We start from the raw sequence: 25,744 nt of genomic DNA, 5'->3' as shown, positions 1-25,744 counted from the left end.
ATGAAAAAGAAAGTATTAGTCGGTATGAGTGGAGGTGTAGACTCAACGGTGACATCGATACTCTTGCAAAAAGAGGGATATGAAGTTGAGGGTGTCTATATGAAACTCCATCAGAAACCTGGGTATCATGAAGAGAATTTTGCCAAAGCACAAAGAGTAGGTGAGTACCTGGGTGTAAAGGTACACTTCCTTGATCTGAGTGAAGAGTTTGATAAGCAGGTTTACAACTATTTTGTAGATAGTTATAAACAGGGACTGACTCCAAATCCCTGTGTCATGTGTAACCGTACCATCAAGTTTGGAAAGATGGTGGAGTTTGCGGACAGTATCGGTGCAGATCATGTCGCGACAGGGCACTACATCAAATGTGACGGTGAGTTCATCTATGCAGCAGATGATCCGAACAAAGACCAGAGTTATTTCCTTTGTGAAGTAAAAAAAGAGGTTCTGCCTAGATTGCTTTTCCCATTGGGTACATGGGTGAAAAAAGATGTTAAAGCCTATGCAGCCAACATAGAAGTGCTGAAAGACTTTGCCACACAAAGAGAGAGTTCTGAGATCTGTTTTGTGGAAAACACCTACGATGAAGTCTTGGCAAAGCATATGGATATTGATATGCCTGGTGAAACAGTAGATACCGAAGGAAACGTAGTCGGTACACACAAAGGATACATGCATTACACGATAGGAAAGCGTAGAGGTTTCTTTGTTGATGGCGCACATGATCCGCACTTTGTACTTGATATTAAACCTGAAACGAATCAGATCGTTGTAGGCACCAAAGAGAAACTTGAAGAGCATGAGTTTGAAGTCAAACAGATCAACCTTTTTAAGGATCTTACTGAGTTCGATTGTATGGTAAAAGTCCGTTATCGTACCACTGCAGTACCATGTCATGTGAGCATCAACGATGGAAAAGCCAGAGTAACGTTGGAAGAGCCTGTCTTTGGGTTGGCAAAAGGACAGATCGCTGCATTTTATGAAGCAGACAAGTTGATCGGCGGCGGAGTCATCTGTTAAACATTAAGATGAAGTGATGTAGAATATCATTACCTTTATATTAAGGAATATTAATATAAAATCTTCTATATTTTCATTTAAACATTTTGGATATAATGGATTAATTCACTTTAAGTAGGATGCTTTATGCAACAATTTGACAGAAAAAAATCAGCTTCATGTAGTTCAAACTTTTTTATCATATTATTGATACCTTTTCTTTTTTTGTTAGGATTGATACTTGCATATTTGGGTATCTTCCCTGTGAATGTAGAGACGCATACCTTGGGTATCGTAGCATTTATATTTGTGGTATTTGTCACTTTTGTAAGACATAATGCAAATTACGCAGTGTGTCATATGAAAGGCTCTTTTGCTAATATGGAAGAGAACCTACAGGCAGCCTTACGTGAAAATGCATTAACAATCATGGGTAAGACCAAATCTACTTTACATATCAAAGAGTTTATCACTGAGTATTATGCGGATATCCGTAATGACAATTTTGCACGTGTGGCACCTTCAGTCTTTCCTATGTTGGGTATCTTGGGTACATTTGTCGCTATAGCCTTGTCGATGCCTGATTTTACAGTGAAAGATCTTAGTGCACTTGACCGTGAGATCTCTATCCTCCTTTCGGGTATCGGTACGGCATTTTATGCATCGATCTACGGTATTATGCTCTCACTTATCTGGACCTACTTTGAAAAAAGGGGTATCGCAAAAGTAGACAAACAGGTCTTTGATCTGGAAAAACTCTATGGACAGCGTGTATGGAAAAGATCTGAATTGATCAAACATGAACATATGCAGAGTGAGCTTAAAGACCAACAGATCGTTCAGACACTGAAAGAGACATTCAATATGGATTTTATTAAAGAGTTGAATGATCAGTATCTTAAAAATTTTACAACGATCGTACATGATACAACAAACAGTTTTACAAAGCTGACCGTACATATGCAGGAAGCTGCTTCAGAATTACGTGATACACTTGAGAATATTCAGCACAGACAAGCAAGTGTGGATGCCGTTGATGCGATGGAAAAAAATATTGAAGGATTCAATGAAAATGCTCAAAACCTTCAAAAATCTATGGAACGTTTTGACGGTTCAGTGGACCATACGTTTGAAAAGATAGATGAAGAACTTGGACAGGCTGTTGAAAAGCTTTCAGAATTTGGACGTATCATCTCTGAACAGAATGAACAGATACTTGAAAATATAGCTACATTAAAACAGCAAAAAAAGTAAAAAAATGTTTAGAAACGACCAGACGAATGCAGAAAGCAATTTCTGGATATCCTATGCAGACCTGATGGCAGGTTTGCTTTTTGTTTTCATTTTACTGATCGGTGCGATCGTATCAAAATCTGTCATATTGAAAGCAGATCTGCATACCAAAGAAGAGACTCTTTCAAAACTCTCTGAGACACTTGACGTGAAAGAGTATACATTGACAAAGTTGAATAAATCTTTGGCAGAAAGTCAAGCACTTTTAGCTGAAAAAGAGAGACTGTTGACACTGCGAAATGCACGTATTGCCGAAGATACGATCAAATTGACTGAAGCGGAAAAACAACTACAGCTTCAAAATGCACGTATTGCAAAAGACCAACTACGATTGGCTGAAAATGAAAGAATCTTCAAGCTTCAGATATCTGAAATAAAAAAGCTGAATAAACAGTTACTTGAAGCGAATGCCAAACAGGATATGCTTAGTAATAAAATCGTTATCGTTCAAAATCTGCTAGATGAAAACAAAAATGCATTAGATAAAACGACAAAAAGTTTAGAAGAGTATGAAGGTAAAGTAGTGATTCTCTCTAACGAGTTGAATGAGATGAAGAATAGTGTAAAAATAAAAGATGAAAAACTCTTAACGCTTCTGAATGCCATAGATGAAAGAAAAACAAAGTATGATGAACTGGTGGCAAAGCTTCAGGCACAAAAGGCAAAGATCAAATCACTGACAGGTATCAAGCTCAAAGTTGTGGCCGCACTAAAAGAGGCATTGGGTGACAAGATTGATATAGATAAAAAGACAGGGTCACTCAGACTGGCTTCCAATATACTGTTCGGAAGCGGAGAAGCAACGCTAAAGCCAGAAGCAAAAGTAGAGCTAAAGAAAGCATTTGAAGAGTACATCGGTACTTTGGTCACGAATCCAAGTATCAAGTCTCACCTCGATAAAATCATCATTGAAGGACATACTGACAGTGTGGGCTCATACATCTATAATTTGAATCTTTCGCAAAAACGTGCACTGGCTGTGATGGAGTATCTGCTGACGTTGGAGTTCACGAAAAAGCATAACATTCAACCGCTTATGATCGCCTCAGGTAGAGCCTATCAGGATGCTATCATGGTTGATGGTGTTGAAGATAAAGAAGCATCGAGACGTATAGAGATCAAATTTAGACTCAAAAATGAAGACGCGATGCATGAGATAGAAAAGGTATTAGATGCGCAGTGATTTTGAGCCTGTACATTTAAAAGAGGCAAATGCTGAATTAGACAAGATCCTCTCAGATTTCAAACGACCTCAAGAGCAGGAAGAAGAAATCGTAACAAAGTCTCTATGGAAAAAGTTTTTAGACTTATTTAAACGAAACCCTTTTGAATTACCTGATGAGCTCTCTAAATAAACTCAAGATTTTTATCTTTGCCTCAAATTTCATATAGATTTCATACAAGTTTCGTATAGTATGTTATACTAATAATATAATGTCAATATTTGACCGAGCGAACAGAGGAATAATAAAATGCAATTCAATCGTTTTTCAGCATTATTGGTGGTTGTGGGAATAACACTTTCCGGCTGTGGGGGTGGAGGTGGATCAACAAGTACTGATCCTGTAATACCGCCAACCAATATAGATGTAAACGTTACTATTACTGGTGACTATCAGGTTGAAAGTCTAGGGACTACAAATACAATCAATGCCAAGGTTTCGTTGGGAACTTTGACGAGAGATCTTTATCTGGTACTAAGCAATAGTGCAACTACTTCTTATACTCCAACGATTACACATAACCCGAAAGTTATTGTAGTACCCCAGGCTAAAACTGTTTTTTCTACAGATGTTAAAGAAAAGCCTCGCATTCTTCTTCACCCTCAATATGTTGAGGACTTCAATGCTCAAATAGGTACATTGCTTTCTAAAGCAGAAGAAAATCAGTTTCAAGCTAAAACGATCGCTGTACCGGAGAGAATGGAAGATATTGCAGGTACGAGTACAGGTATATTTTATCGTAGTTCCGATACATCGGATCCTACTGCAGCAACTGCTAGATATGTCTCAACTTTACCTGTAAGCACTGATTTTGGAAATAAAACACTCAATATATGGGTATCAGATGACAGTTATGGTGTGGGATGTGCAAAAGCTAAATGTGTGACGCAAGATATGGTAAATGCTTTGGCAGATACTTTTTTGAAGAGTGCTTCGGATAACGACATCTATGATTGGGTAACCAATATTTATGGAGAAGAGTGGGGAAGTAATGCAGAAGAGAAATACAGTTATCTTATTCCGGCCAATGATGAGATCACTATCTTACTGACAGATATAGATGATGATGGACTACCAGCTTCTGGAGAAGGAAGGGTTGTTGGGTTCTTTTGGGCAAAAGACAATTTTGATAAAAGTGTAGTGAGTGGGTCGAATGAAAGAGTAATGTTCTATATAGATTCTGTGATGTTTGCCAATGGTAATACAACGTGGAGTATTGATGATTATTGGCCTAAGGAGATGGTTTCAACACTGGCTCATGAATTTCAGCATATGATCCACTATTATCAAAAAAATATTTTACGTTATGCAACTATTAATGACAATACAGATACTTGGATCAATGAAATGCTTTCTGAAAGTACAGAAGATATTATTGGTACTAAAATCGGACATAGTGTTGAGGGAAGATATCCGACTTTTAATGAAAATAATACCCTTTCACTAACAACATGGAATGGTATCTTGGCAGACTATTCTAAAGTCAATGTATATGGAGCCTATCTCCTTAGAAATTATGGAGGGGCACAAGTGCTTCATGATATTATGCATAATAGTTTTGACGATCAACAGGCAGTCGTATATGCTGTCAATCAATCTTCTAATGGTTTAGGTAAAACGTTTGCAAACCTACTGAGTGAATGGGGGATTGCTGTGATGCTTTCAGACCATGATAATTTAGTGGATACACCAGAATATAATATCGGTACGTTATTTGAGGATGTGTATGGCAGTACAATATATCAGATGAACTCTATAAACTTATTTAACTATAATCCACCACCGATCATATATACAACAAGTGGTACTGTCAAGTCTAACGGGAATTACTACTATAAAATAGGTGATAATGTAACAGGTGATATTACTGTCAGTTTAGAGCTAAATGGTCAAACTGAAGCAACGTTAATAGCCAAATAGAGAGAAATATAAATGAAAAAACTAATTATGATATTAACTTTCCTAGGATTTACAGGATGTGCACACGATAATGTGATGGAGCTTGAGGGAAGGGTAGCGATGAAAGGCTCTTCACCGCATACGTATGTAAGTATTAAAGACACGAAAACCCAAACCTCTTACAAGATACAAAATCAAGCCAAGTTTGACCTGATGAAAAAACAAAATCAAACTATTAAAGTCAAAGCAGTGCTTATCAAAGAAGCGATAGGCCCTGGTTTTCCGGCAGTGATAGAAGTTGTAGAGGTCCAATAGACCTTCTACTTACTCTCTTTCTTTCTCACGATATTTGCTCCCAGTGCAGCAAGTTTCCCTTCCAGGTTATCATATCCGCGGTCTAGGTGATAGATACGTCTTACATTTGTCGTACCCTCTGCAACAAGCGCAGCTAGAACAAGTGCGGAAGAGGCTCTGAGATCTGTTGCCATGACATCTGCACCATAGAGCTTATCCACACCTTTCACTGCTGCAGTACTCCCTTTGAGCCAGATATCTGCTCCCAGACGGTTCAGTTCACTGACATGCATAAAACGGTTTTCAAAGAGACGCTCTTCTATAAGGCTTTCACCTTCAGCCATGACTGCAAGTGCCATGAATTGCGCTTGCATGTCTGTAGGGAAGCCTGGATATTCAATCGTGATAAGATTGACAGGCTTGAGGGTTGAAGCAGGGTGGATAGTGATACTCTCATCACCCAGATCGAACGTACACCCCATATGTTCCAGTTTGTCTATAGATGCGCGTATGTGTTTATGGTTGACGTTATGAAGGGTAATACTTGAATGTGTGATAGCCGCCGCACAAAGGTAGGTTCCTGCCTCTATACGGTCTGGAATAATCTCCACCGTTTTAAATGTAAGAGGCTGTCTATCTGTACCCTCTATAATAAGCTCATCCGTGCCGATACCTTCTATCTTTACACCTGCATCACGTATCATTTCACAGAGTTGTACCACTTCTGGTTCTTTTGCCGCATTAATGATAGTGGTAGTTCCTCTAGCCAATGCAGCAGCCATCACGATATTTTCTGTACCGCCTACTGTGATCTTGTCAAAAATGATCTTTGCACCTTGAAGGCCATTAGGTGCTTCAGCACGAACATATCCGCCTTTGATCTCTATATGTGCACCCATCTCTTCCAATGCCTGAAGATGAAGGTCTATAGGACGCTGTCCAATTGCACAACCACCAGGTAGACTCACTTCACATTCACCAAATCTTGCAAGTAGAGGACCCAAAACCAAAATGGATGCTCTCATTTGAGAAACGATTTCATAGACTGCTTTGGTAGAGTTGATGCTGGCATTGTTGATATGTGCTACGGTATTATCATGTTCAACGTTACCTCCAAGCATCGTCAGAAGTTTAAGGAGCGTTCGGATATCTACTACATTAGGAAGGTTTGTTAATATGACCTCTTTGTCACTGAGTATAGTCGCAGCGATGATAGGAAGCGCAGCATTTTTAGCACCACTGATCGTCACATTTCCACTTAATTTTCTACCACCTACTATCTCTAAATAATCCATCCATCATATCCTCAAATTATATTTGAAAGATTTTACCTAAATCTCGATTAGAAGTGACCAATGGATAGAGGGGGTCAGCACTGTAATAATAGCCAATATTACACAATGTTTTTCTTTTTACATTAAAAAATAGAAAAATTAATATTATTCACTATTATTTAATCTAACTATAACGAGAACTTCTGTACTATATTTAATAATATATACTCAAAAAGGGCTATAAGCCCACATTTTAAGGGAAAAGAATGTCGAGTAGTTTAGATAAATTAAAAGCGCTTACGAGTCGCTTGGAAGATAAAATCGAAGAAAAAGAAAAAAAGTCTTCGCTTGTATCGACTGAGCAAAAAGAAGTGCCAAAAACTCAAAAAAAACCACGGGTAAAAGCTGTTAGTAAAGCAGGTGAGAACTGTGACAATGTTCGTGAAGAGAATATTGTACGGGTCAAAGAGCTTTATGAAAAACTTAAAATATTTGAGAAGTCTCCAGACTTTGATAAGGTCTTTATGTATAAAGCGATGAACCTCTCTGGTATCGGTTTAAAAGAAGATGATTTTGGTGAAGTACGTGAGGGTAAATATATCCAGGTGATCGCTATTACTTATGAGCCGGATAAGTATGGTAAAAAGAAAGCGAAAAATATCTCTTTAGGATATTTCGGTAAAGCGGAGACCTTAGAGAATAAACGTAAAAATGAGATCATTGAGTTTGTTTTGCGATGGCGTTATGAAAAAGCCTTTCAAAATGTGGAGCATTATAAAGATCTCATATCACGTGTTGAAGTACCATCTGATACGCTCTTTTAAAAGTTAGGAAAATTTAATTTTTCTAACGCTTCGCTAATCAAAAATTTGCTACAATCAACTTATAATTTTACTACATAGGATTGTTATGCATCTCGATCTTACACCTGAAGCACTTTTGGCACAACTTGGTTATACAAAAACGGAACAAACACTCAAACAGATCAATGATATTATCAGTAATACAAAGAACTTTGATAAGTTTTCACAGCATATTCCTTCATTTAATGATGCTTTGGCTGTTGAAAAAGGTTTTATCGCTATGTCCAACTCGGAAGATCATTTAAAGATCAAATGTGATGAAGACAGTAGTGCAGATAACCTTTCTGCATTTACAGAACTGGTAAAACATTGGGCAGATAAATACAAACTGGAACTCAAACAGGTAGACAATAAAAATACGTACTACATCATCGGTCAGAAATAATTGCCTTTATCCTCTCTTAATAACGAGCAGCTTAGTGCTGCTACGGCACCTCTAGGACACAATCTTATCATTGCCAGTGCAGGTACAGGAAAAACCTCCACCATCGTTGGACGTATCGCACATCTTTTACATCAGGGTACTGAACCTTCCAAGATATTGCTTTTAACCTTTACCAATAAAGCTGCAGGAGAGATGATCGCACGGCTTGAACGCTATTTTCCTAAAAAAATCGTATCGAAGATCGAATCGGGAACATTCCATGCCGTCTCGTATCGTTGGCTCAAAGAGATCTATCCAAATTTGGCACTGAAACAGCCTTCCGAGCTTAAAACACTTTTTAGAAGTATCTATGAAAAACGTAATTTTGAACGCATGAACCTAAGTATGCAGCCATTTTCAGCCACCTACCTCTATGAGATGTACTCTTTGTATCAAAATGCATCTCTAGACGGCTTTGATACATGGTTTTTGGAGAAATACCCTGAACATGAAGCTGTTATGGATATCTATATGGATATCACTCAAGAGTTTGAAAAAGAGAAGATAGACTACGGGTTTGCTTCTTTTAATGACCTTCTGTTACGTATGAAGAGACATTTGGAAGAGCACAGGATAGCTTTTGAAGAGGTACTGGTGGATGAGTATCAGGATACCAATACACTTCAAAGTGCTCTTATCGATGTACTGAAACCCAAATCTCTTTTTTGTGTTGGGGATTATGATCAGAGTATCTATGCATTCAATGGGGCGAATATTGAGAATATTGCAACCTATTCAGAACGTTATAAAGATGCCAAGGTCTTTACATTGAAAACAAACTATCGTTCGACTGCACCTATACTCTCTTTGGCAAATCGTGTGATAGAACGTAATGAACGGATCTATCCCAAAACACTGGAAGTAGGACGTGATGTGAAGAGTTATCCGCCTAAACTCTTGATGTATAATGATCTTTTTGAACAGTACCAGTCCATAGCAGAGGGTATTAAACGTACCCATGTACCTAATGACCAGATAGCTGTTATTTTCAGGAACAACTCTTCAGCCGATGGAGTGGAAGCAAGTCTGCGTGAATATGGTATCCCGTGTAAGCGTAAAGGCGGGACAAGTTTTTTTGATACCAAAGAGATAAAGTTTTTACTGGACCTTTTGGCACTGCTGGTCAATCCGAAAGATATGATGGCATTTATTCATGTGTTTGAGTATGCAAGAGGTGTGGGATCGGCACTCTCCAAAGAGTTTTTCCAGTCTTTTTTACATTTTGGGCAGGGAAATTTCATGCAGGGAGTACTATATCCAAAGGTGCATGATCTGCCGAAGCTGAACCCCAACAAAAATGTTCAGCTGGGACTTTTCGATGATGACCAGGAGATAGGATCTGCTGCAAGGTTTAAACATATGGATCTAGATAGTGCTCTTTATAACCATCCGTTGCTTAAACATGCAAAACTCACGAATGACGGTATGGCATTTTTCAAAGATTTTTATATGCTGATGAAGTCTATACATCAGCTAGAGAAACCCTCTGATATTTTAAAGAACATTGTCGCTTCGAAACTTTATGCAGGGATCATAGAGCTCCTGGCAACACAAAGAGGACGACTCAAATCTGGTGAAGTCGATGAAGAAAAAAAGAAACAGGCGAAAGAACGTATACAGAGAAAAGCACATCTTCTGCTGGACCTTTCACGACAATACAATGAGTTGGCACGTTTTGTGAATGCCATGGTACTGGGTGGAAATGAACTCAGCGAAGGTGAGGGGATCAATCTACTGACCGTCCATGCAAGTAAAGGACTGGAGTTTCCGGAAGTCTATGTCATTGACCTGGTAGATGGAAGATTCCCGAACAGGAAGATGATGTCAAGTATCGAAGAGGAACGCCGGTTGTTTTATGTTGCGGTAACACGTGCTAAAGACAGACTGTATCTCTCTTTGGCAAAATTTGACAGAGTGAAAAAAATAGACTACAAACCTTCACAGTTTCTCCATGAAGCAGGGTTGATCAAAGGGGAATTTGTAGAACCTGAGACCAAAGATAAAAAAGAGAAGAAAGAGACGAAAGAACCTACGGTTTAGTGGTACCTTTTATCTCTGATACTCATCTGTTTAGTACCTTCATCGACATAGATATCAAACAGGTCGATCTCATCTATCAGATTGCTTAGTTTTTTGTATCCGAAGTTGATAGGTGAAAAGGAAGTAGAATTATTAATATATTGGCCTATATCAGCAAGATTTGCCCATCCATCCTCATCCATGGTCTGTTCAACTGCTGTTCTTAGTACATTGACCAGCCAGGTATCTTGCCTCATCTCTTTACCAGATTGACGTACAGGGGCCTGTATAGTATCAACACTCTCGGTACTATGGGTTATGTTTGTCATAAGCTTTTCAGTAAAGATGAATTGTGAACATGCGGCCATAAAAGGTTTGGGTGTCTTTTTTTCACCAAATCCATAGACCCTGATACCTTCAGCTTGTACACGCATGACCACAGGTGTAAAGTCAGAGTCACTCGTAGCAAATGCAAAAGCATCAATGTCTTTGGTGTGAAGCAGATCTATGGCATCTATCGTCATGAGAATATCGGTGGCATTCTTGTTTTTAGAGTAGTCAAACTGTTGTATAGGTTTAATAGCAAATTCCAACAGTTTGTCTTCCCAGTTTTTAAGATTGTCTTTTGTCCAGTTACCATAGGCTTGACGAATGTTTACGACCCCGTATTTACTCAGCTCATTGATAATACCTTCTATGGAACGGTGTGAGATATTATCACAGTCTATAAACAATGCGATGTGGTCTTCAGTTTTACTTTTTGCCATGTCACTCCTTTGGTTTGTAATAGGTCATAGTGCTTCTGCCAAACTTTTTACGTTTCATCAACTCCAATGCACCTATCTTCTCTGGCATATCCAGGCTTGTCATATGCTCTACAATGACCATTTCAGCCACTTCAGGTTCAATACCTTCTATGAGTGCAATCGTTTTATCATAGATGTCATCCATGCCATCACGGGTAGAAAAGGGAGGATCAAAGTAAAAATAGGTCTTTTCTTTGCTTTGTTTGACGATATCATAGACAGTGGAGAACTTTTCAAAACTGTCACCGTAGAAAAGATGACACTTAGATGGATCGACACGTTTTACATTGCCTTCCAGACACCGAAAAGCTGTTCTGTTGTACTCCATAAAATAACATTGTCCTGCACCACGGCTTAATGCTTCCAGCCCTATGGAGCCTGAACCTGCAAAGACTTCAACAAAGTTCTTGTCAATAATATCAAATTGTAAGGTATTAAAAAGGGATTCTTTTAAGATACCTTTTGAGCTTCGCGTTGTAAAGATATCTGGTATCTCTATTTTTTTGCCTTTATGTGTACCGGCAGTGATGGTGGTGGTAAATATTTTGATTTTCTCTTTTGATCTCATGGTATGAGTGTATCCAAATATGCGTTAAAAATTGACTATGGTCTGAAGCGTATTGATCAACTTACTCTCTTCTTTGATATCGGCACGCTCTTTCCCTGGTTCAGTACTGGTAATGATAGTACGGGCAGTGATGAGTTTAGTCAAGTCCTTCTTACGTATACCCCAGTACGTATGCATAATAACAGGCTCGCCTTTATATTCACCCAGATAGAGTACGACATGTCCAGGGACATAGAGCAGGGATCTAAAAGGCTCAGCATCTTTGATGATCTTCTGCTTTTTTGTCATTTTTGCAAGACCTTTGATGGAGATACTCTCTCCATCTTCAGCCTGTTTACTGGAGTTTCGACGTAAGAAGATACCAAATGCTCCTAAAAAGTCTCTGGTGGTTGCAGAACAATCGCGACACTCATAACTTCCACCCCATCCATATGGTTCACCATACAACTCTTTGGCCAGCATTCCTACGTTCTTGGCAGTGAAAGGGAGCGGCTTCTTTGCGATGAGAGACGGATTATTTACTTTGACCTTTTCAATATGGGCTCTGCCTTTGTCATCACGTGAAGCCACTAGATACTTTTGGTCTTCAGAGATGGGAAAGAGTGCACCCAGTTTCACGATAGAGATATCTTTAGAGCCGTTATAAAGACGGAGATTGTCTTTGATAACCATGGCATACGTATCATTTTTAAACGTTTTGATGAAATCAGCACTTACCAGTGCCAGGTCAGATGTTTTGACCCAACCAAAGGCGTAGGATGCCCTTACAAAAGCCCAACGTTTATCCTTGGAAAAATGGGAGATGTAAAGGGGAACATTAATGTGCAGTGCAGAATTTTGATTATAGTCAAAAGGAAATCCTTCACCGGTTTTTTTAGGGTCTCTAAAGAAAGAAGATGTTGTAGGAAGCGCTTTGACATTTGTGCGACGTATAGTAATGGCTTTATATTTTTTAGTATTAATATGTTCATAATCAGCATTTTCTATCCATTTGTTATACACTCTAGCCGGTATAATGGCCCCTTTGGCTTTATAGATGGGCTTTTTTGTGATAAATCTGATCTCCCAGCCAAAGTCTTTTTCAGGGATATCCAATGCACTTAAACTCCATGGTTCGAAGTATTTTTCGTTAAATTTGTCATCGAACTCTTTTTGTTTACTTTTGGAAAAAGGTTTGATCTGATCCGCATAATATGCAGGATCCTGAGGGATCTGCTTCATATCTGCCACTCTGTTTTTAGGCATACGGTCTATTCTGCTTTTTATCCGTTTACTCTCTTTGAGTACATACTCAGCATGTAAGCTGGAAAAAGAACCAAGAAGAAGGAAGAGGAGGGTTAGTTTTCGATACATTTTTTCTTTCTTTTTTGTTTAATCATATGATAGTTTGGTTAATGGTTGGTTTATATCTGTGTTCAAAAGTTAGTCTTCTGGAGGATGAGATTTTTTACTGTTTCTTTTACGTCTTTTTTGTTTTCGCTCTTTGTTTTCCGTATGTACGGATTTCACCCAGAGCCTGTTAAGTACCACATAGATAATACCTGTAACAATGACGGAGTAGAATGCGGTCCCCACATAGAGTGGCACCAGTATATCATCAAAATGTTCACTGAACCATGACATGGTCAATTCTATATCTTCAAGACCTTCACGCCCCAGGATAAAGTTCCCCGTCAGGTACTCCATATAATACATAGGAGGCATGGTAAAAGGATTGCTTAGCCAAACCATGGAGATCGCTATGGGCACATTAAATCGGATAAAAGGTGTGGTAGCCATGACAGCAAGCATTTGCATCGGCATAGGGATAAAGCCCCAAAAAAGTCCTACAGCTACACCTCTGGTCACCATCCGTCTGTTTACAGCAAAATAAGCTTTGGGTAAATTGTATTTTTCTAAGAATGCATCTATTTTATTGCTGCCAGAAGGCTTTTTTTTAAAAACTTTTCGTATCATTTATATCTATAGTTCCAATTAGTATCTGGCTTAGTGTAATACCCGGGAGCTTTAAATCACCTTTTTATCAACTTTTGTGTAAAATACGCGTAATAAAATAGTCACAAAGGTACAATTATGAGTGGATATATGATTTTTTCCGGAACATCAAACCCTGAACTTGCTGAAGAGATAGCAGCTTACCTGGAAATGCCTCTTTCCAAGGCAAATATTAACCGTTTTTCTGATGGTGAGATATCTGTACAGATCGCAGAAAGTGTCCGTGGTAAAGATGTATTTATCATCCAGCCTACCTCTGCACCTGCGAACAGTAATTTGATGGAACTTCTTATTATGACAGATGCACTGAAGCGTTCTTCTGCAAAGTCTATTACGGCTGTTGTACCTTATTACGGTTATGCAAGACAAGACAGAAAAGCTGCGCCAAGAGTACCTATCTCTGCAAAGCTTGTAGCAAACCTTATGGAGACCTCGGGTATCACTCGTATGGTTACTGTGGATCTTCATGCTTCTCAGATACAAGGATTTTTTGATATCCCTGTAGACAATTTGTACGGTGCTATTTTGTTTATGGACTATATTAGAGCCAAAAATTTTGAAAACCCTGTCATCGCTTCTCCTGATATAGGTGGTGTGGCAAGAGCAAGATACTTTGCCAATAAACTAGGTCTGGATATGGTGATCGTTGATAAGAGACGTGAAAAAGCCAATGAGAGTGAAGTGATGAATATCATTGGTAATGTAGAAGGTAAAGATGTGATCCTCATTGATGATATGGTCGATACTGCTGGAACGATGGTGAAAGCCGCATCTGCACTTAAAAAACTCGGTGCTACTTCGGTCATGGCATGTTGTACCCACCCTGTACTTTCAGGACCTGCCTATGAGCGTATCGAAGAGGGGGATCTTGATGAACTAGTAGTTGCCAATACGATCCCTATGGCAAAACCGTCCAAGAAGATCAAAATGCTTTCAACAGCTTCTATGCTGGGTGAAGTGATCCGTAGAGTACATAATAACGAGAGTGTAAACTCTCTGTTCGAAACGAACTAGTAAGTAAAAATACAAGGAATGTAATGGCCAAACCAGTACCACAGAAGAATATCCGTAATTTTTCTATTATCGCACATATCGACCATGGAAAGTCGACACTTGCAGACAGAATCATACAAGAGTGTGGGGCGGTTTCAGACAGAAAGATGTCTGCACAAGTGATGGATACGATGGATATAGAAAAAGAACGTGGTATTACCATTAAAGCGCAATCTGTACGTCTTGACTATGTAAAAGATGGTGAACATTACATCCTCAACCTTATTGACACTCCGGGCCATGTGGATTTCTCTTATGAAGTGAGCCGCTCTCTGGCATCATGTGAAGGTGCACTGTTGATCGTGGATGCTGCACAGGGGGTTGAAGCACAGACGATCGCCAATGTCTATATCGCTATAGAGAATGATCTTGAACTTTTACCGGTCGTAAACAAGATCGACCTTCCTGCAGCCGATCCGGACAGGGTATTGACTGAACTGGAAGAGGCGATAGGTATCGATGCGACTGAGCATAATCTTGTGTCAGCCAAGACCGGTGTGGGTGTGAAAGATCTTATAGATGCTATCGTAGATCGTGTCCCGGCACCACAAGGTGATGAGAATGCGCCAGCTAAAGCACTTATTTACGATAGCTGGTTTGACAATTATCTAGGTGCCTTGGCATTGGTACGTGTCTTTGAAGGAAGTATCAAAAAGAGACAAAATATCAAGATCATGGGAACAAAAGAGGAACATCAGGTACTTGATCTGATGTATCCTAACCCTATCGCACCGATAAAAACAGATGAGATCCGTACGGGTGAAGTGGGTATCGTTGTCACCGGACTTAAAACCGTTGAAGGCCTACAGGTTGGTGATACTATTACTGATGCCAAAAATCCTACTGCTAAAGCCATTGGAGGTTTTGAACCCGCTAAACCGTTTGTTTTCGCAGGTATCTATCCTATAGAGACCGATAAGTTTGAAGACCTGCGTGATGCACTGAACAAACTCAAACTCAACGACTCCTCATTGAGCTTTGAACCGGAGAGTTCTATGGCACTGGGCTCCGGGTTTAGAACAGGTTTCCTTGGAATGTTGCACATGGAAGTGGTTAAAGAGCGTTTGGAACGTGAGTTTAACCTTGAACTTATCGCGACTGCACCTACGGTTGTCTATAAGGTCAAACAAACCAACGGTACTGAAATTGAGATACAAAATCCAAGCGAGCTTCCTGAACCGCAGAAGATCGATACAATCTATGAGCCGTATGTAAAAGCGACGATACTTACACCTCAAGAGTACGTAGGTAATCTTATCAAACTACTGAATGACCGTCGTGGTCTTCAGGTAAAGATGGATTACCTGAATGAAACACGTGTGCTTATGGAATATGATATCCCTATGAATGAGATCGTGATGGACTTTTATGACAAACTGAAGTCGATCACCAAAGGATACGCGAGTTTTGACTATGAACCTATCGGATTTAGACCAGGTAATCTTGTGAAGCTTGATATACGCGTCGCGGGAGATATAGTGGATTCACTCTCTATCATCGTTCCTGAAGAGAAAGCTCGAACAAGAGGACTTGCCTTTGTTGCACAGCTCAAAGAGCTTATTCCAAGACAGCTTTTTGAAGTCGCTATCCAGGCGAGTATCGGAAACAATATCATTGCCCGTTCGAATGTAAAATCGATGGGTAAAAACGTGACGGCAAAATGTTATGGTGGAGATATCACACGTAAAAGAAAGCTTTTAGAGAAACAGAAAGCAGGAAAGAAACGTATGAAATCCATCGGTTCTGTGGAAGTACCGCAAGAGGCATTTATGGCTGTATTGAAGTTAGACAGCTAATGACACTCATTTCTGTAGAAGAAGATAAAAAAAACATTTCCGGACGTTTCAGAAAAGCACACTCCTTTGCTTTTCTTGATGAAGGACAGATCTTTGTACAGGAAAACCCCCATAAAACGTCAAAATCACCAGAATTTTTTGAATATTTTAATACATTGAAGATAGATAGGGTCTATATCAAAGAGTTGGGTTACAAAACGTTCCTGAAACTTCAGGAACTGGGTGTAGAAGTTTATCTGGTACAAGGAGCAGAGAGATGGAATACTATCAAACCTGATTCACTGCTTTTGTTGGATAGAGACAATGCAAAAGAATATTGTTCGTTAGGGCATCATAACAAAGAGGCTAGAAAGTAGTGGGCTGGTCATTACATTTACACATGGTGGCAGCCATCGCATGGATAGGTGGTGCATTTTTCATGTTCATGCTGGGTGTGAGTCTTAGAAAAAAAGAGGACCAGGATGCTGTATATCCGCGTATAGGTCCTATCTATGGGTATTTTGAGACAGCAGCACTGATCATTCTACTTACTACAGGGTATCTGATGATCTCCAGCAATGGTTTGTTAGATATACTTTTTTCAAATCTCTCCAATGAAGTGATCGATGCATTGCGTATGAAGCTCTATATAGTAGCCGTCATTGTAGTACTTACCGTGATACATATGGCTATTTCTTTGAAGACCCTGCACAGAGAAAAAACACCTTTACAGCGTCTTTTCTCCAAAGGCTCATCGATGGGTATTTTTCTTTTAAACCTTATTGTCCTGCACTATGCGATGGTACTTCGAGACATACTTTGATCTCCAAACTCACCTAATTTTTTCATTTATTTCATTGAACTGACATTTTTACACTACTAAAAGTATCCTACGTTTTATATACTCCTAAATATAAATCAAGGAGTGAATATGAAAGTAGTATTGAGTATTGCCGGTTCTGACAGTAGTGGCGGTGCAGGTATTCAAGCGGACCTAAAGACATTTGAAGCTTTTAATGTGTTCGGTACCACAGCGATCACAGCTCTGACAGCACAAAATACCACAGGTGTTGAACAAATTGTAGGTATGGATGCAGCATTTGTCAAGAAACAGATTGAAATGGTATTGAACGATTTTGATGTAGCTGCGATCAAGATCGGTATGCTTTTCAATAAAGAGATAATAGATGCTGTGTGTGAGATGATACAGGATCTTCATATTCCTATTGTGCTTGATCCTGTCTCTATCTCTAAAGCAGGTTCCCCATTGCTTGAAGATGATGCTTTAAGTGCTATGAAATCTCTTTTTGATCATGTGACACTGATCACACCCAATCATCATGAGGCCTATGAATTCTTTGGATATATAGATGGAGATACAAAATCCCTTGAAATGATCCAGAGTCTTAATACACCAGTACTGATCAAACATCATGTGGTTGAATCTACCGAAGGAAGCTTCAGTGTGGACCAACTTTATTTTCAGCGTCAAAAACGTCTGTTTCAGTCACCGCTCATAGAAACCTCAAATTTACACGGTACAGGATGCTCTTTTTCAAGTGCGATCACAGCAAATCTTGCATTAGGGCATTCTCTTGAGAAATCGATCTCCATTGCAAAAAGTTTTATTGCACATGGTCTGAGAGAGGCTCCTGACATTGGAAATGGACCGGGCCCTATACATCATAAAAAAGGAGGAGAATATGCAGCGATCGCTTAATGGTCTCTATGTGATCACAGATGAGTACCTTACACCAGATGAAACTGTACATAGTTATGTTGAAGATGCCCTTATCGCAGGAGCTTCTATCGTACAATATAGAAACAAAACAAAATCAGATGAAGAGGTAGAAGAAGTATGTCGAATACTTCAATCACTTTGCAGCAGTCATAACGTGCCTTTCATTATAGATGATCGTCCACATTTAGCAGCGAAGATGAATGCTGATGGACTGCATATCGGTAAAGATGATATGCCTATTGAAGAGGCGAGGAAAATTTTCCCCAAAGGTATCATAGGGGTATCATGTTACGGAAGTATTCGTAAAGCCAGAGAGGCTCAGCAGGAGGGTGCGGACTATGTAGCATTTGGATCATTTTTTGCTTCGCCCACAAAACCTCACTCAGGTATTATCTCTCTAAATGTATTGCACAAAGCAAAAGAAGCAATTGATATACCTATTTGTGCCATTGGTGGGATTTCCCAAACAAATATAGGACAAATTGCAGCCACACAGACAGACATGATCTCTGTTGTAAGTGCAGCATTTAAAGGTAATACAAAAGAAAACGTATCGAATTTAATAAAAGGAATGAAAATATGAAACTGAAACTCGCTTTTGAATGGTTTTTAAACCCAGATCACTTACCCTTTTTGGTAGGGTTACACAAAGGTTATTTTGAAAATTATGGTTTAGACCTTGAACTCATTGTACCAGATGAGCATTATGATGGACTGGATGAACTCATTGAAGGGAATATCCAGTTCGCAACCAACGAACCACTGCATCTTATAGAACAGTTTGATGAGAAATTCCTTTCATTAGGTACCTATTTTGAAACCAAAGGTGGTGTTTTACTTAAAAAAGAGACGTATGAAAAAGTGAAGAATGGTGAAATGATCACCATAACCACGCCTGTATCAAACGATGTGACCAATACCATAGGATATGAGATCATCCGTCGTTACTTTGAGAAAGAGGGTATTGATGTATCTAGAGGACAGGTACACTTTGAACCTAATGGATTTGAACATATCAAGTATATGAAAGAAGGTGCAGATGGTGGATGGCTCTACTTCTATAATTTTGAAGGGATAGAGGCACAGCATGAAGGAATAGATCTGCTCTATCTCGACGCTCAAACTTCAGGTTTTGAAAATTTCAGTGCACTGGATTTGTTTGTCAATAAAGACTTTTACCATGCCAACGAAAAAGTATGTAAAGATTTTGATGCAGCAGTCAAAGAGTCTATCAGATTTATGAACGCAAACCCAAAAGAGGCAATGGATATCTACTATGATCATACCAAAGAAGCTAAATCAGCACTTATGGATGATATACTAAGAGCAACATTAGAATGTTTTGATGAAAATTATAGTTCAAATTATGCACAGTCTTTACCTATTTTGGAATTTTTTAGAGAGATAGGCATCACAGCATTAGATGATGAGCGATTCAAAACAGCTTTTTTACACTAAAAAGGGTGACTTATGAAAATAGCCGTATCAGGATGTTTACTAGGGGAAGAAATACGTTATAGCGGCGGACACAGTCATGATCGATTTGTGACCCAAAGTTTAGGAAAGTATGCCCAGTTCGTTTCATTTTGTCCCGAACATTTAGCATTCGGTACGCCTAGATCAACAATAAGACTGGTAGAAGATGAGAATGAAGGCTATTATGTGCAAAGCAGTGATGGAGAGGTCGATGTTACTGAGAAGCTTTTAGATACCAATAACTTGGAACTTCAAAAAATTCAGAATGAACCTATACGGGGTATCATATTCAAGTCCAAATCTCCTTCTTGCGGGCTCGGAAGTGCCATGGTTTACAGGTCGAACGGCTACTCCAAAGAGAAAGATGACGGTCTTTTTGTAAAGATGTGTAAAGAGCATTTCCCTTTATTGCCCATGGAAGAGGAAGGAAGACTGAATGACCCATGGTTACGCGAGAATTTCATCATGCAACTTTTTGCTTACGATGATTTCGAAAATTTTAAGGCTTCAAACCCCACTATGAAAACATTGGTATCTTTTCATCAGAGCTATAAATTCATGCTACAAGCAAAAAATGAAATGATGTATCGTGAACTAGGACAAATTGTAGGTAATCATGAGGGGTTACCATTTGATGAAATATTTAGACAGTATGAGATCCTATTTAAAACAGCTATCGCGCAAAAAAGTTCTATAGGTAAGAACAGAAATGTCCTGGAGCATATGGCCGGCTTCGTGAAGGATAAAGTAAATCAAGTAGAAAAAGAGATGCTTCATGAACAAATACATGATTATGCAAACAAAATAGTACCTCTGATCGCACCACTAAGCAGACTTCATATGTTTGCAAAAGCCTATAATGTAGAGTATCTTTTGGATCAAAAATTTCTTCATCCCTATCCTAAAGAGTTGGCACTACGTTCAGATATAAAGAGTGGAAAATGAAAGGTCTTACCTTTCTCGCGCTAGTTTGTAGTTCATTATTGATCGCTGAAGAGCAAAAACTGTCACTGCTTGAAAAAATTGCACAACCAAAAATAACTTTTCAAAGTGATTTTCTTTCGGATGCCAAATTTGAAGGGTATGAGGGCAGTGTGAAGACATATAAACAAATGATCCAGATCAATAATGAGATTGTGGGCTTTAGTTATAGCCGTTGGGATTTTGACTGGAGCAATGAGAATGATCTCCCTTTTTACAAAGGTAAAACACCTATAGATGCTATGAATCGGTTCAAGCTTTATACAAATTTTCCTTTACATATCAATGATAAATGGTTCATGCTTAATTCAGTCAATGTGAATTCAACCTATGAAAAAGAGATGAGTCACTCTTTGGGTGCAGGTATTACAAGTTTTTTTTCCTATAAAGTGGATGATAAACATACGATCCAGCTTGGTGCTTTTGCAAATTATCACTCTGTGAAAACACTTGTGTTACCAGTGCTTGGGTATTCTTATCGAGCGAGAGCAACAGATGGTTTAAAAATGGTCATTGGATTTCCAAGAGCCTATGTAGGCTATCAGATCACTCCAGAAGTTTTAATTAATGCGGGTATGGTCTACTCTCAGGCAGTGATACGTCTTGCAGATGACAGCGGTATTGAGCCAGGGGGCTATAGCGAAGCAAAAGATTTTCAGGTAAACCTAGGATTTCGGTACGAGATCAATCAACACTTTGAATTAAGTACAGATCTTCTCTATGCATTTAAACGTGATTTTACCATCTACAACCATAATGCTGATGAAGTAGACAGTTATAGTATCGAACCCTCTTTGGGTAGTATCATCAAGTTAAAATATCTTTTTTAAAGAAGTTATGAGGAGAGTAGGTAATATAGATGAAAAGGATTCTCTGGTTCAGGCGTGATCTAAGAGTAGAAGACAACCCTATACTCTCATTAGGTGGTGAGGTACTGCCTATTTTTATCTTCGATACACAAATACTCAATGCACTTCCTAAAGATGATAAACGTGTCAGCTTTATTTTTGACAGGGTGATCAAGCTCAAAGAGTCACTACAAGACAAAGGTTTAGACCTCAAAATATTTTGGGGTGATCCTGTAGAGATATTTAGAGTATTAGAGGCACAAGGTTTTGATGAGGTGGTTGCCAGTGGAGATTATGACGCCTATGCCAAAGAGCGTGATATAAGGGTTTCTCATCTTCTTCACTTTCGCTATATGTATGATACCTATATCTTTAAACCTGAAGAGATACTCAAAGATGATGGTACACCTTATCTTGTCTTTACTCCCTTTTATAACAAGGCTAAAGCACTTTTTTCTAAAGAACATCTTCGAGAGTATACGTTTGGAGAACATACGCTCTATAAGACTTCGTATGAAGGTATCACCAAAATTGATGATAAAGAGGAGATCCTGCCTTTAGATATTGATTCGATAGGATTTAGAGAAAATCTTCCCCGCATCGATCAGCTCGAAACGAAACTAAAAGCCCTGAAAGATAATCTTTCCATCTATGCCAAGGAGAGAGATTATCTTGATAAAGAGGTGACTTCACATCTCAGTATCGACCTTCGTTTTGGTACGATCTCTATACGAAGTCTGTTACGCTTTTTGGTCGAGCAGAAAAACAGAGGTGTGGATACGGAACCTTTTTTCAGACAACTCATTTTTCGTGATTTTTATGCTTATTTGCTCTTTCATTTTCCTGATCTAGCGTGGGAAAACTATAAATACAGATTTAACGGCATAGAAGATGAAGAAAAATACAGTGCATTTTGTGAAGCCAGAACAGGAGTACCCGTAGTGGATGCAGGGGTAAGAGAATTGTTGCAAACAGGTTTGATGCATAATCGTGTACGTATGATCTGCGCTTCATTCTTTACCAAGGATCTGCTCTTGCCATGGCAGTGGGGAGAAAGTTTTTTTGCGAAGTATCTGTTGGATTATGACGCTGCATCCAACATACTCTCTTGGCAATGGAGTGCAGGTACAGGTATAGACCCTCAACCGTATTTCCGTATATTCAATCCCTATCTGCAGAGTAAAAAATTTGACAAAGAGGCACGCTATATCAAAAAGTGGATACCCGAACTCAGAGACGTAGATGCAAAAAAGCTTCATGATGAGAGCTATCTGCTAAACTATAGTATTGAAAAGTATCCCAAACCGATAGTCGTACATAAAGAGGCTTCACAATATGCTTTGGCATATTTTAAACAGAGACTTTAGGAGGTAGCATGTTAGATTTGCAAGAGATGCGTACAGAATATATACAAGCGACACTCGATGAAAGTACGGTACCTGAAGATCCTTTTATTCTTTTTGAAACGTGGTTCGCACAAGCAGTCGAGACAGAGGTGAAAGATCCAAACAGTATGATATTGGCTACAAGCTCGAAAGAGAATATTCCAAATATACGTACCGTACTTTTAAAGATATTTGATGAAAAGGGGTTTGTGTTTTTTACGAACTATAACAGTGTCAAAGCCAAGGAGATAGAAGAAAATCCTCATGTGGCACTGGAATTCTTATGGTTGGATCTCGAACGTCAGGTACGTGTGATAGGTACCTGTGAAAAGATCAGTACGTCTGAGTCTATGTCATACTTCATGAAGCGTTCTCGAGGTAGTCAAATAGGTGCATGGGTGAGTAAACAAAGTTCGGTCATCTCTTCACGGAAGATGCTTCAAATGCAAATAGAAAAAATGAAACAAAAGTTTGCTAATGGTTCCATCCCACTACCTGATTTTTGGGGAGGCTACAGGGTCATACCCTCACAGATAGAATTTTGGCAGGGAAGAGCGAACAGACTGCATGACCGTATCCTCTATAAGAGAGAAAACGGCGGATGGAAGATAGAAAGACTTGCTCCTTAGAATACTGTTTTTTAATAGGTTATTATCCAGTAAAAACAGGAAAGCAAAATATTTTTAATTTCTCAAAAAAATTGTTGAAAATTTGATGCAAATCCGAAAAAAAGGAGTAAAATTCGAAAAAATACTTCGGAGAAAAATGTGTCAACTTTGACCGTGAGCAACTATACCCTAAAACACTTTGACCTGAGAGCAAAAGAGCACATGGATAGATACCTTAAAGTGGTCAATGCAGATATCAGTGACTATACCTTTGCAGGTAATTACATCTGGCTCTCTACTGCCACAGGATTTTATGCCATTGTGAATGATACCTTTTGTCTGTTTATCCTAAATTCAGGTGAACTTTCCATGCTCCTTCCGCCTTTGGGAAAACAGGAAAATACCTATGAAGCGATGCTGCAATGTTTTGAGATCATGAATGCACATAACAGCAATAGGCAGTACTCTAAAATAGAATATATCCATGAGAATATGCTTGAAGGATTTGTGGATTACCTTGAAGAGGGCACAGTGATCTTTGATATGCTCAAAGACTTTATCATTGAAAAGAAGCTAGTGGACTATATCTATAAAGTGGATAATCTTATTGAACTCAAAGGGGATCAGTACAAATCAAAAAGAAATGAGATCAACAAATTTCAGAAGGTTTACACCAATCACAGGGTTGAGATCATAGATATCGATAAACATCGGGATGGGATAACACATCTTTTTAACAAATGGGTCAAAGACAGGACAACCTATATGCCAAAAGAAGAGGTCGAAACATTTTTAGACGGTATTTATTTTGAGAGATTTGCCATCAAACGACTATTGAATGATTATAAAAATCTCGATGTGGTAGGCATGGTGCTTTATATAGATGATGAGATCAAAGGCTTTACTGTCGGTGAGAGGATCAATGAACAGACATCCAGTGTGATCATTGAAAAGACTGATTTTGAGGTACTGGGATGTGCCCAGTTTATCTTTAGAGAGTTTACCAAATATCTCAAAGAGATCTATCAAAGTGAGTATATCAATGTAGGCGATGACATGGGGTTTGAAAATTTGAAAAAAGTGAAAATGTCCTATCGTCCTGATAAGCTGATCCCTAAATATACGATTTATCAGAAACAATGATCATGCGCGCTACAAGAGAGCATCTCAATGCATTGGTTGCATTGGAAAACAGCCTCTTTCCCAAAGATGATTTTCCTTTGAGCAGGGGTTCGTTCTCCTATCATATCAAAAAGAACGATTTGTTCGTTTTTATGCACGAAGGGGAAGTAGCAGGGTATATCCTTTGGCTCAAAAGAAAAACCTATTACCGTCTTTATTCACTGGGTGTCTCTGCGCAGTGCTGGGGGAGAGGTGTCGCACAAATGCTCCTTGCATATTCTTTTGGACTTTTAAAATCTCCTAGTTATACGCTGGAGGTCAAAACGACCAATCAAAGGGCCATATCACTTTACGAGAAGTTCGGTTTTACAAAGCAAAAAATACTAAAGAATTATTATCCAAACAACCGTGACGGATATCTTATGAGAAAGCAGGAGAATGATGAAATTAAGAAATTATAAGTTTATACTTTATGAGATCAATCAAAGTACATTTTTGTATCTGCAATCTTTGGCGATATTGCTGATCACCTATATTGATTGGACACTCATGCCCTATGTGACAAAGCTCGAAGGTACCTATCTTCCTGTGTATATGATTAGTTTTTTTATGTTGATAGGTGCGCTTGACGGTATCATACAACCTCTGTTCAAGCATATCAGGATATACAAGATCTATCTTTTTTCCATCGTGCTTGATGTGATACAGATAGCAAGCTATTCTTTATACCTTGTTTCCATTGAAGTCTTTACCTATGTGATCTTGGCCATTTTTACGATTCAGGGGATTACCTTTGAAGTGGCCAGGGTGCATACGGTTGATTTCATGAAGGATGAATCTATTGATCTGAAAGAGTATTTGATGATACGGTCATTTATCATTTCTCTGGCCATCATTTTGGGTGGGGTGAGCGCTATGCTGTTTGACTCTCTTGATGTTCCTTTACTCTATATCCTTAGTTATTTAACACTGTTAGCTCTGTACGGTATCTATCTACAGTATAAATTGTACCAGATCTTTAAAAAAAGAATTTTTTTGTCGGATATAGAACTGGAGCAGGATAAAAAAGAACTTTTTGAAAAATTCAGATAATCCGGG

At 38.8% G+C, this 25,744-nt stretch carries 28 protein-coding genes; 23 read left to right on the top strand and 5 right to left on the bottom strand.

Annotated features, from left to right (window positions below; translation table 11 throughout):
* The 6 genes from mnmA to PF327_RS05335 all read left to right on the top strand — a co-directional run bounded on the left by mnmA (position 1) and on the right by PF327_RS05335 (position 5,729).
* On the top strand, positions 1–1,020 hold the full coding sequence (gene mnmA, locus PF327_RS05360) for a tRNA 2-thiouridine(34) synthase MnmA (RefSeq protein WP_008242343.1): 1,020 nt from the start codon (positions 1–3) through the stop codon (positions 1,018–1,020).
* 126 nt (positions 1,021–1,146) lie between these two features.
* Positions 1,147–2,253 (top strand): MotA/TolQ/ExbB proton channel family protein, encoded by a 1,107-nt coding sequence (locus PF327_RS05355; RefSeq protein WP_289401604.1) that lies wholly within the window; start codon positions 1,147–1,149, stop codon positions 2,251–2,253.
* 4 nt (positions 2,254–2,257) lie between these two features.
* Positions 2,258–3,475 (top strand): OmpA family protein, encoded by a 1,218-nt coding sequence (locus PF327_RS05350; RefSeq protein WP_289401603.1) that lies wholly within the window; start codon positions 2,258–2,260, stop codon positions 3,473–3,475.
* A complete protein-coding gene (locus PF327_RS05345) occupies positions 3,465–3,647 on the top strand; it encodes a hypothetical protein (protein WP_289401601.1) in 183 nt (60 codons plus the stop codon). The genes PF327_RS05350 and PF327_RS05345 overlap by 11 nt, the downstream gene beginning before the upstream one ends.
* A gap of 117 nt (positions 3,648–3,764) precedes the next feature.
* Complete coding sequence (locus PF327_RS05340; RefSeq protein ID WP_289401600.1) at positions 3,765–5,435, top strand: M30 family zinc metallopeptidase; 1,671 nt, start codon at positions 3,765–3,767, stop codon at positions 5,433–5,435.
* Positions 5,436–5,447: 12 nt separating this feature from the next.
* Positions 5,448–5,729, top strand: a complete 282-nt coding sequence (locus PF327_RS05335; protein WP_289401599.1) for a hypothetical protein — start codon at positions 5,448–5,450, stop codon at positions 5,727–5,729.
* A 5-nt stretch (positions 5,730–5,734) separates the two neighbouring features.
* Here the strand turns inward: PF327_RS05335 and murA are convergent, their stop codons facing one another.
* Complete coding sequence (murA, locus tag PF327_RS05330; protein WP_289401598.1) at positions 5,735–7,003, bottom strand: UDP-N-acetylglucosamine 1-carboxyvinyltransferase; 1,269 nt, start codon at positions 7,001–7,003, stop codon at positions 5,735–5,737.
* A 245-nt stretch (positions 7,004–7,248) separates the two neighbouring features.
* Here murA and PF327_RS05325 point away from each other — a divergent pair, with 245 nt between their 5' ends.
* The 3 genes from PF327_RS05325 (at position 7,249) to PF327_RS05315 (ending at position 10,309) form a co-directional block, all read left to right on the top strand.
* Positions 7,249–7,806 (top strand): hypothetical protein, encoded by a 558-nt coding sequence (locus PF327_RS05325; protein WP_008242364.1) that lies wholly within the window; start codon positions 7,249–7,251, stop codon positions 7,804–7,806.
* Positions 7,807–7,891: 85 nt separating this feature from the next.
* On the top strand, positions 7,892–8,230 hold the full coding sequence (locus PF327_RS05320; RefSeq protein WP_008242367.1) for a hypothetical protein: 339 nt from the start codon (positions 7,892–7,894) through the stop codon (positions 8,228–8,230).
* The gene (locus PF327_RS05315; protein ID WP_289401597.1) at positions 8,231–10,309 is read left to right on the top strand and encodes an ATP-dependent helicase; all 2,079 of its coding nucleotides are present in this window, start codon (positions 8,231–8,233) and stop codon (positions 10,307–10,309) included. It abuts the gene before it with no gap.
* Here the strand turns inward: PF327_RS05315 and PF327_RS05310 are convergent.
* From PF327_RS05310 to PF327_RS05295, 4 genes are all read right to left on the bottom strand, one after another.
* Positions 10,306–11,055, bottom strand: coding sequence for an NYN domain-containing protein (locus tag PF327_RS05310; protein ID WP_008242373.1), 750 nt, complete (start codon positions 11,053–11,055; stop codon positions 10,306–10,308). The genes PF327_RS05315 and PF327_RS05310 overlap by 4 nt on opposite strands.
* A 1-nt stretch (position 11,056) precedes the next feature.
* The gene (rsmD, locus tag PF327_RS05305) at positions 11,057–11,662 is read right to left on the bottom strand and encodes a 16S rRNA (guanine(966)-N(2))-methyltransferase RsmD (RefSeq protein WP_008242375.1); all 606 of its coding nucleotides are present in this window, start codon (positions 11,660–11,662) and stop codon (positions 11,057–11,059) included.
* A gap of 24 nt (positions 11,663–11,686) precedes the next feature.
* On the bottom strand, positions 11,687–13,015 hold the full coding sequence (locus PF327_RS05300) for a C40 family peptidase (RefSeq protein ID WP_289401596.1): 1,329 nt from the start codon (positions 13,013–13,015) through the stop codon (positions 11,687–11,689).
* Between the two features lie 69 nt (positions 13,016–13,084).
* A complete protein-coding gene (locus PF327_RS05295) occupies positions 13,085–13,618 on the bottom strand; it encodes a DUF2062 domain-containing protein (RefSeq protein ID WP_008242379.1) in 534 nt (177 codons plus the stop codon).
* A gap of 117 nt (positions 13,619–13,735) precedes the next feature.
* Here PF327_RS05295 and PF327_RS05290 point away from each other — a divergent pair, with 117 nt between their 5' ends.
* From PF327_RS05290 to PF327_RS05225, 14 genes are all read left to right on the top strand, one after another.
* The gene (locus PF327_RS05290; RefSeq protein ID WP_248576856.1) at positions 13,736–14,671 is read left to right on the top strand and encodes a ribose-phosphate pyrophosphokinase; all 936 of its coding nucleotides are present in this window, start codon (positions 13,736–13,738) and stop codon (positions 14,669–14,671) included.
* A 23-nt stretch (positions 14,672–14,694) separates the two neighbouring features.
* Positions 14,695–16,506, top strand: coding sequence for a translation elongation factor 4 (gene lepA, locus PF327_RS05285; protein WP_289401595.1), 1,812 nt, complete (start codon positions 14,695–14,697; stop codon positions 16,504–16,506).
* Positions 16,506–16,862, top strand: a complete 357-nt coding sequence (locus PF327_RS05280; protein ID WP_289401594.1) for a hypothetical protein — start codon at positions 16,506–16,508, stop codon at positions 16,860–16,862. The genes lepA and PF327_RS05280 overlap by 1 nt, the downstream gene beginning before the upstream one ends.
* Positions 16,862–17,308 (top strand): hypothetical protein, encoded by a 447-nt coding sequence (locus PF327_RS05275; RefSeq protein ID WP_289401593.1) that lies wholly within the window; start codon positions 16,862–16,864, stop codon positions 17,306–17,308. The genes PF327_RS05280 and PF327_RS05275 overlap by 1 nt, the downstream gene beginning before the upstream one ends.
* Positions 17,309–17,416: 108 nt before the next feature.
* Entirely contained in the window at positions 17,417–18,205 is a 789-nt protein-coding gene (gene thiD / locus PF327_RS05270) for a bifunctional hydroxymethylpyrimidine kinase/phosphomethylpyrimidine kinase (protein ID WP_289401592.1), read from the top strand.
* Complete coding sequence (gene thiE / locus PF327_RS05265; RefSeq protein ID WP_289401591.1) at positions 18,189–18,809, top strand: thiamine phosphate synthase; 621 nt, start codon at positions 18,189–18,191, stop codon at positions 18,807–18,809. The genes thiD and thiE overlap by 17 nt, the downstream gene beginning before the upstream one ends.
* Positions 18,806–19,684, top strand: a complete 879-nt coding sequence (locus PF327_RS05260; RefSeq protein ID WP_289401590.1) for an ABC transporter substrate-binding protein — start codon at positions 18,806–18,808, stop codon at positions 19,682–19,684. Before thiE ends, PF327_RS05260 begins: the two co-directional genes overlap by 4 nt.
* A 12-nt stretch (positions 19,685–19,696) precedes the next feature.
* Positions 19,697–20,647 carry a YbgA family protein gene (locus PF327_RS05255; protein ID WP_289401589.1) on the top strand — a complete coding sequence of 317 codons (951 nt, stop codon included), beginning with the start codon at positions 19,697–19,699 and terminating at the stop codon, positions 20,645–20,647.
* A complete protein-coding gene (locus tag PF327_RS05250) occupies positions 20,644–21,513 on the top strand; it encodes a hypothetical protein (protein WP_289401588.1) in 870 nt (289 codons plus the stop codon). Before PF327_RS05255 ends, PF327_RS05250 begins: the two co-directional genes overlap by 4 nt.
* A 29-nt stretch (positions 21,514–21,542) precedes the next feature.
* Positions 21,543–22,898, top strand: a complete 1,356-nt coding sequence (locus PF327_RS05245; RefSeq protein ID WP_289401587.1) for a cryptochrome/photolyase family protein — start codon at positions 21,543–21,545, stop codon at positions 22,896–22,898.
* 8 nt (positions 22,899–22,906) lie between these two features.
* Positions 22,907–23,545, top strand: coding sequence for a pyridoxamine 5'-phosphate oxidase (gene pdxH / locus PF327_RS05240; protein WP_289401586.1), 639 nt, complete (start codon positions 22,907–22,909; stop codon positions 23,543–23,545).
* Between the two features lie 138 nt (positions 23,546–23,683).
* Complete coding sequence (locus PF327_RS05235; protein ID WP_289401585.1) at positions 23,684–24,667, top strand: DUF2156 domain-containing protein; 984 nt, start codon at positions 23,684–23,686, stop codon at positions 24,665–24,667.
* Between the two features lie 2 nt (positions 24,668–24,669).
* A complete protein-coding gene (locus tag PF327_RS05230; protein WP_289401584.1) occupies positions 24,670–25,107 on the top strand; it encodes a GNAT family N-acetyltransferase in 438 nt (145 codons plus the stop codon).
* Positions 25,088–25,738 carry a hypothetical protein gene (locus PF327_RS05225; protein ID WP_289401583.1) on the top strand — a complete coding sequence of 217 codons (651 nt, stop codon included), beginning with the start codon at positions 25,088–25,090 and terminating at the stop codon, positions 25,736–25,738. Before PF327_RS05230 ends, PF327_RS05225 begins: the two co-directional genes overlap by 20 nt.
* Positions 25,739–25,744 lie beyond the last annotated feature (6 nt).

This window comes from Sulfurovum xiamenensis (assembly GCF_030347995.1).
Classification (GTDB): domain Bacteria; phylum Campylobacterota; class Campylobacteria; order Campylobacterales; family Sulfurovaceae; genus Sulfurovum; species Sulfurovum xiamenensis.
The sequence above is the reverse complement of the archived record's forward strand: the minus strand, read 5'-3'. Positions and strand labels throughout refer to the sequence as shown.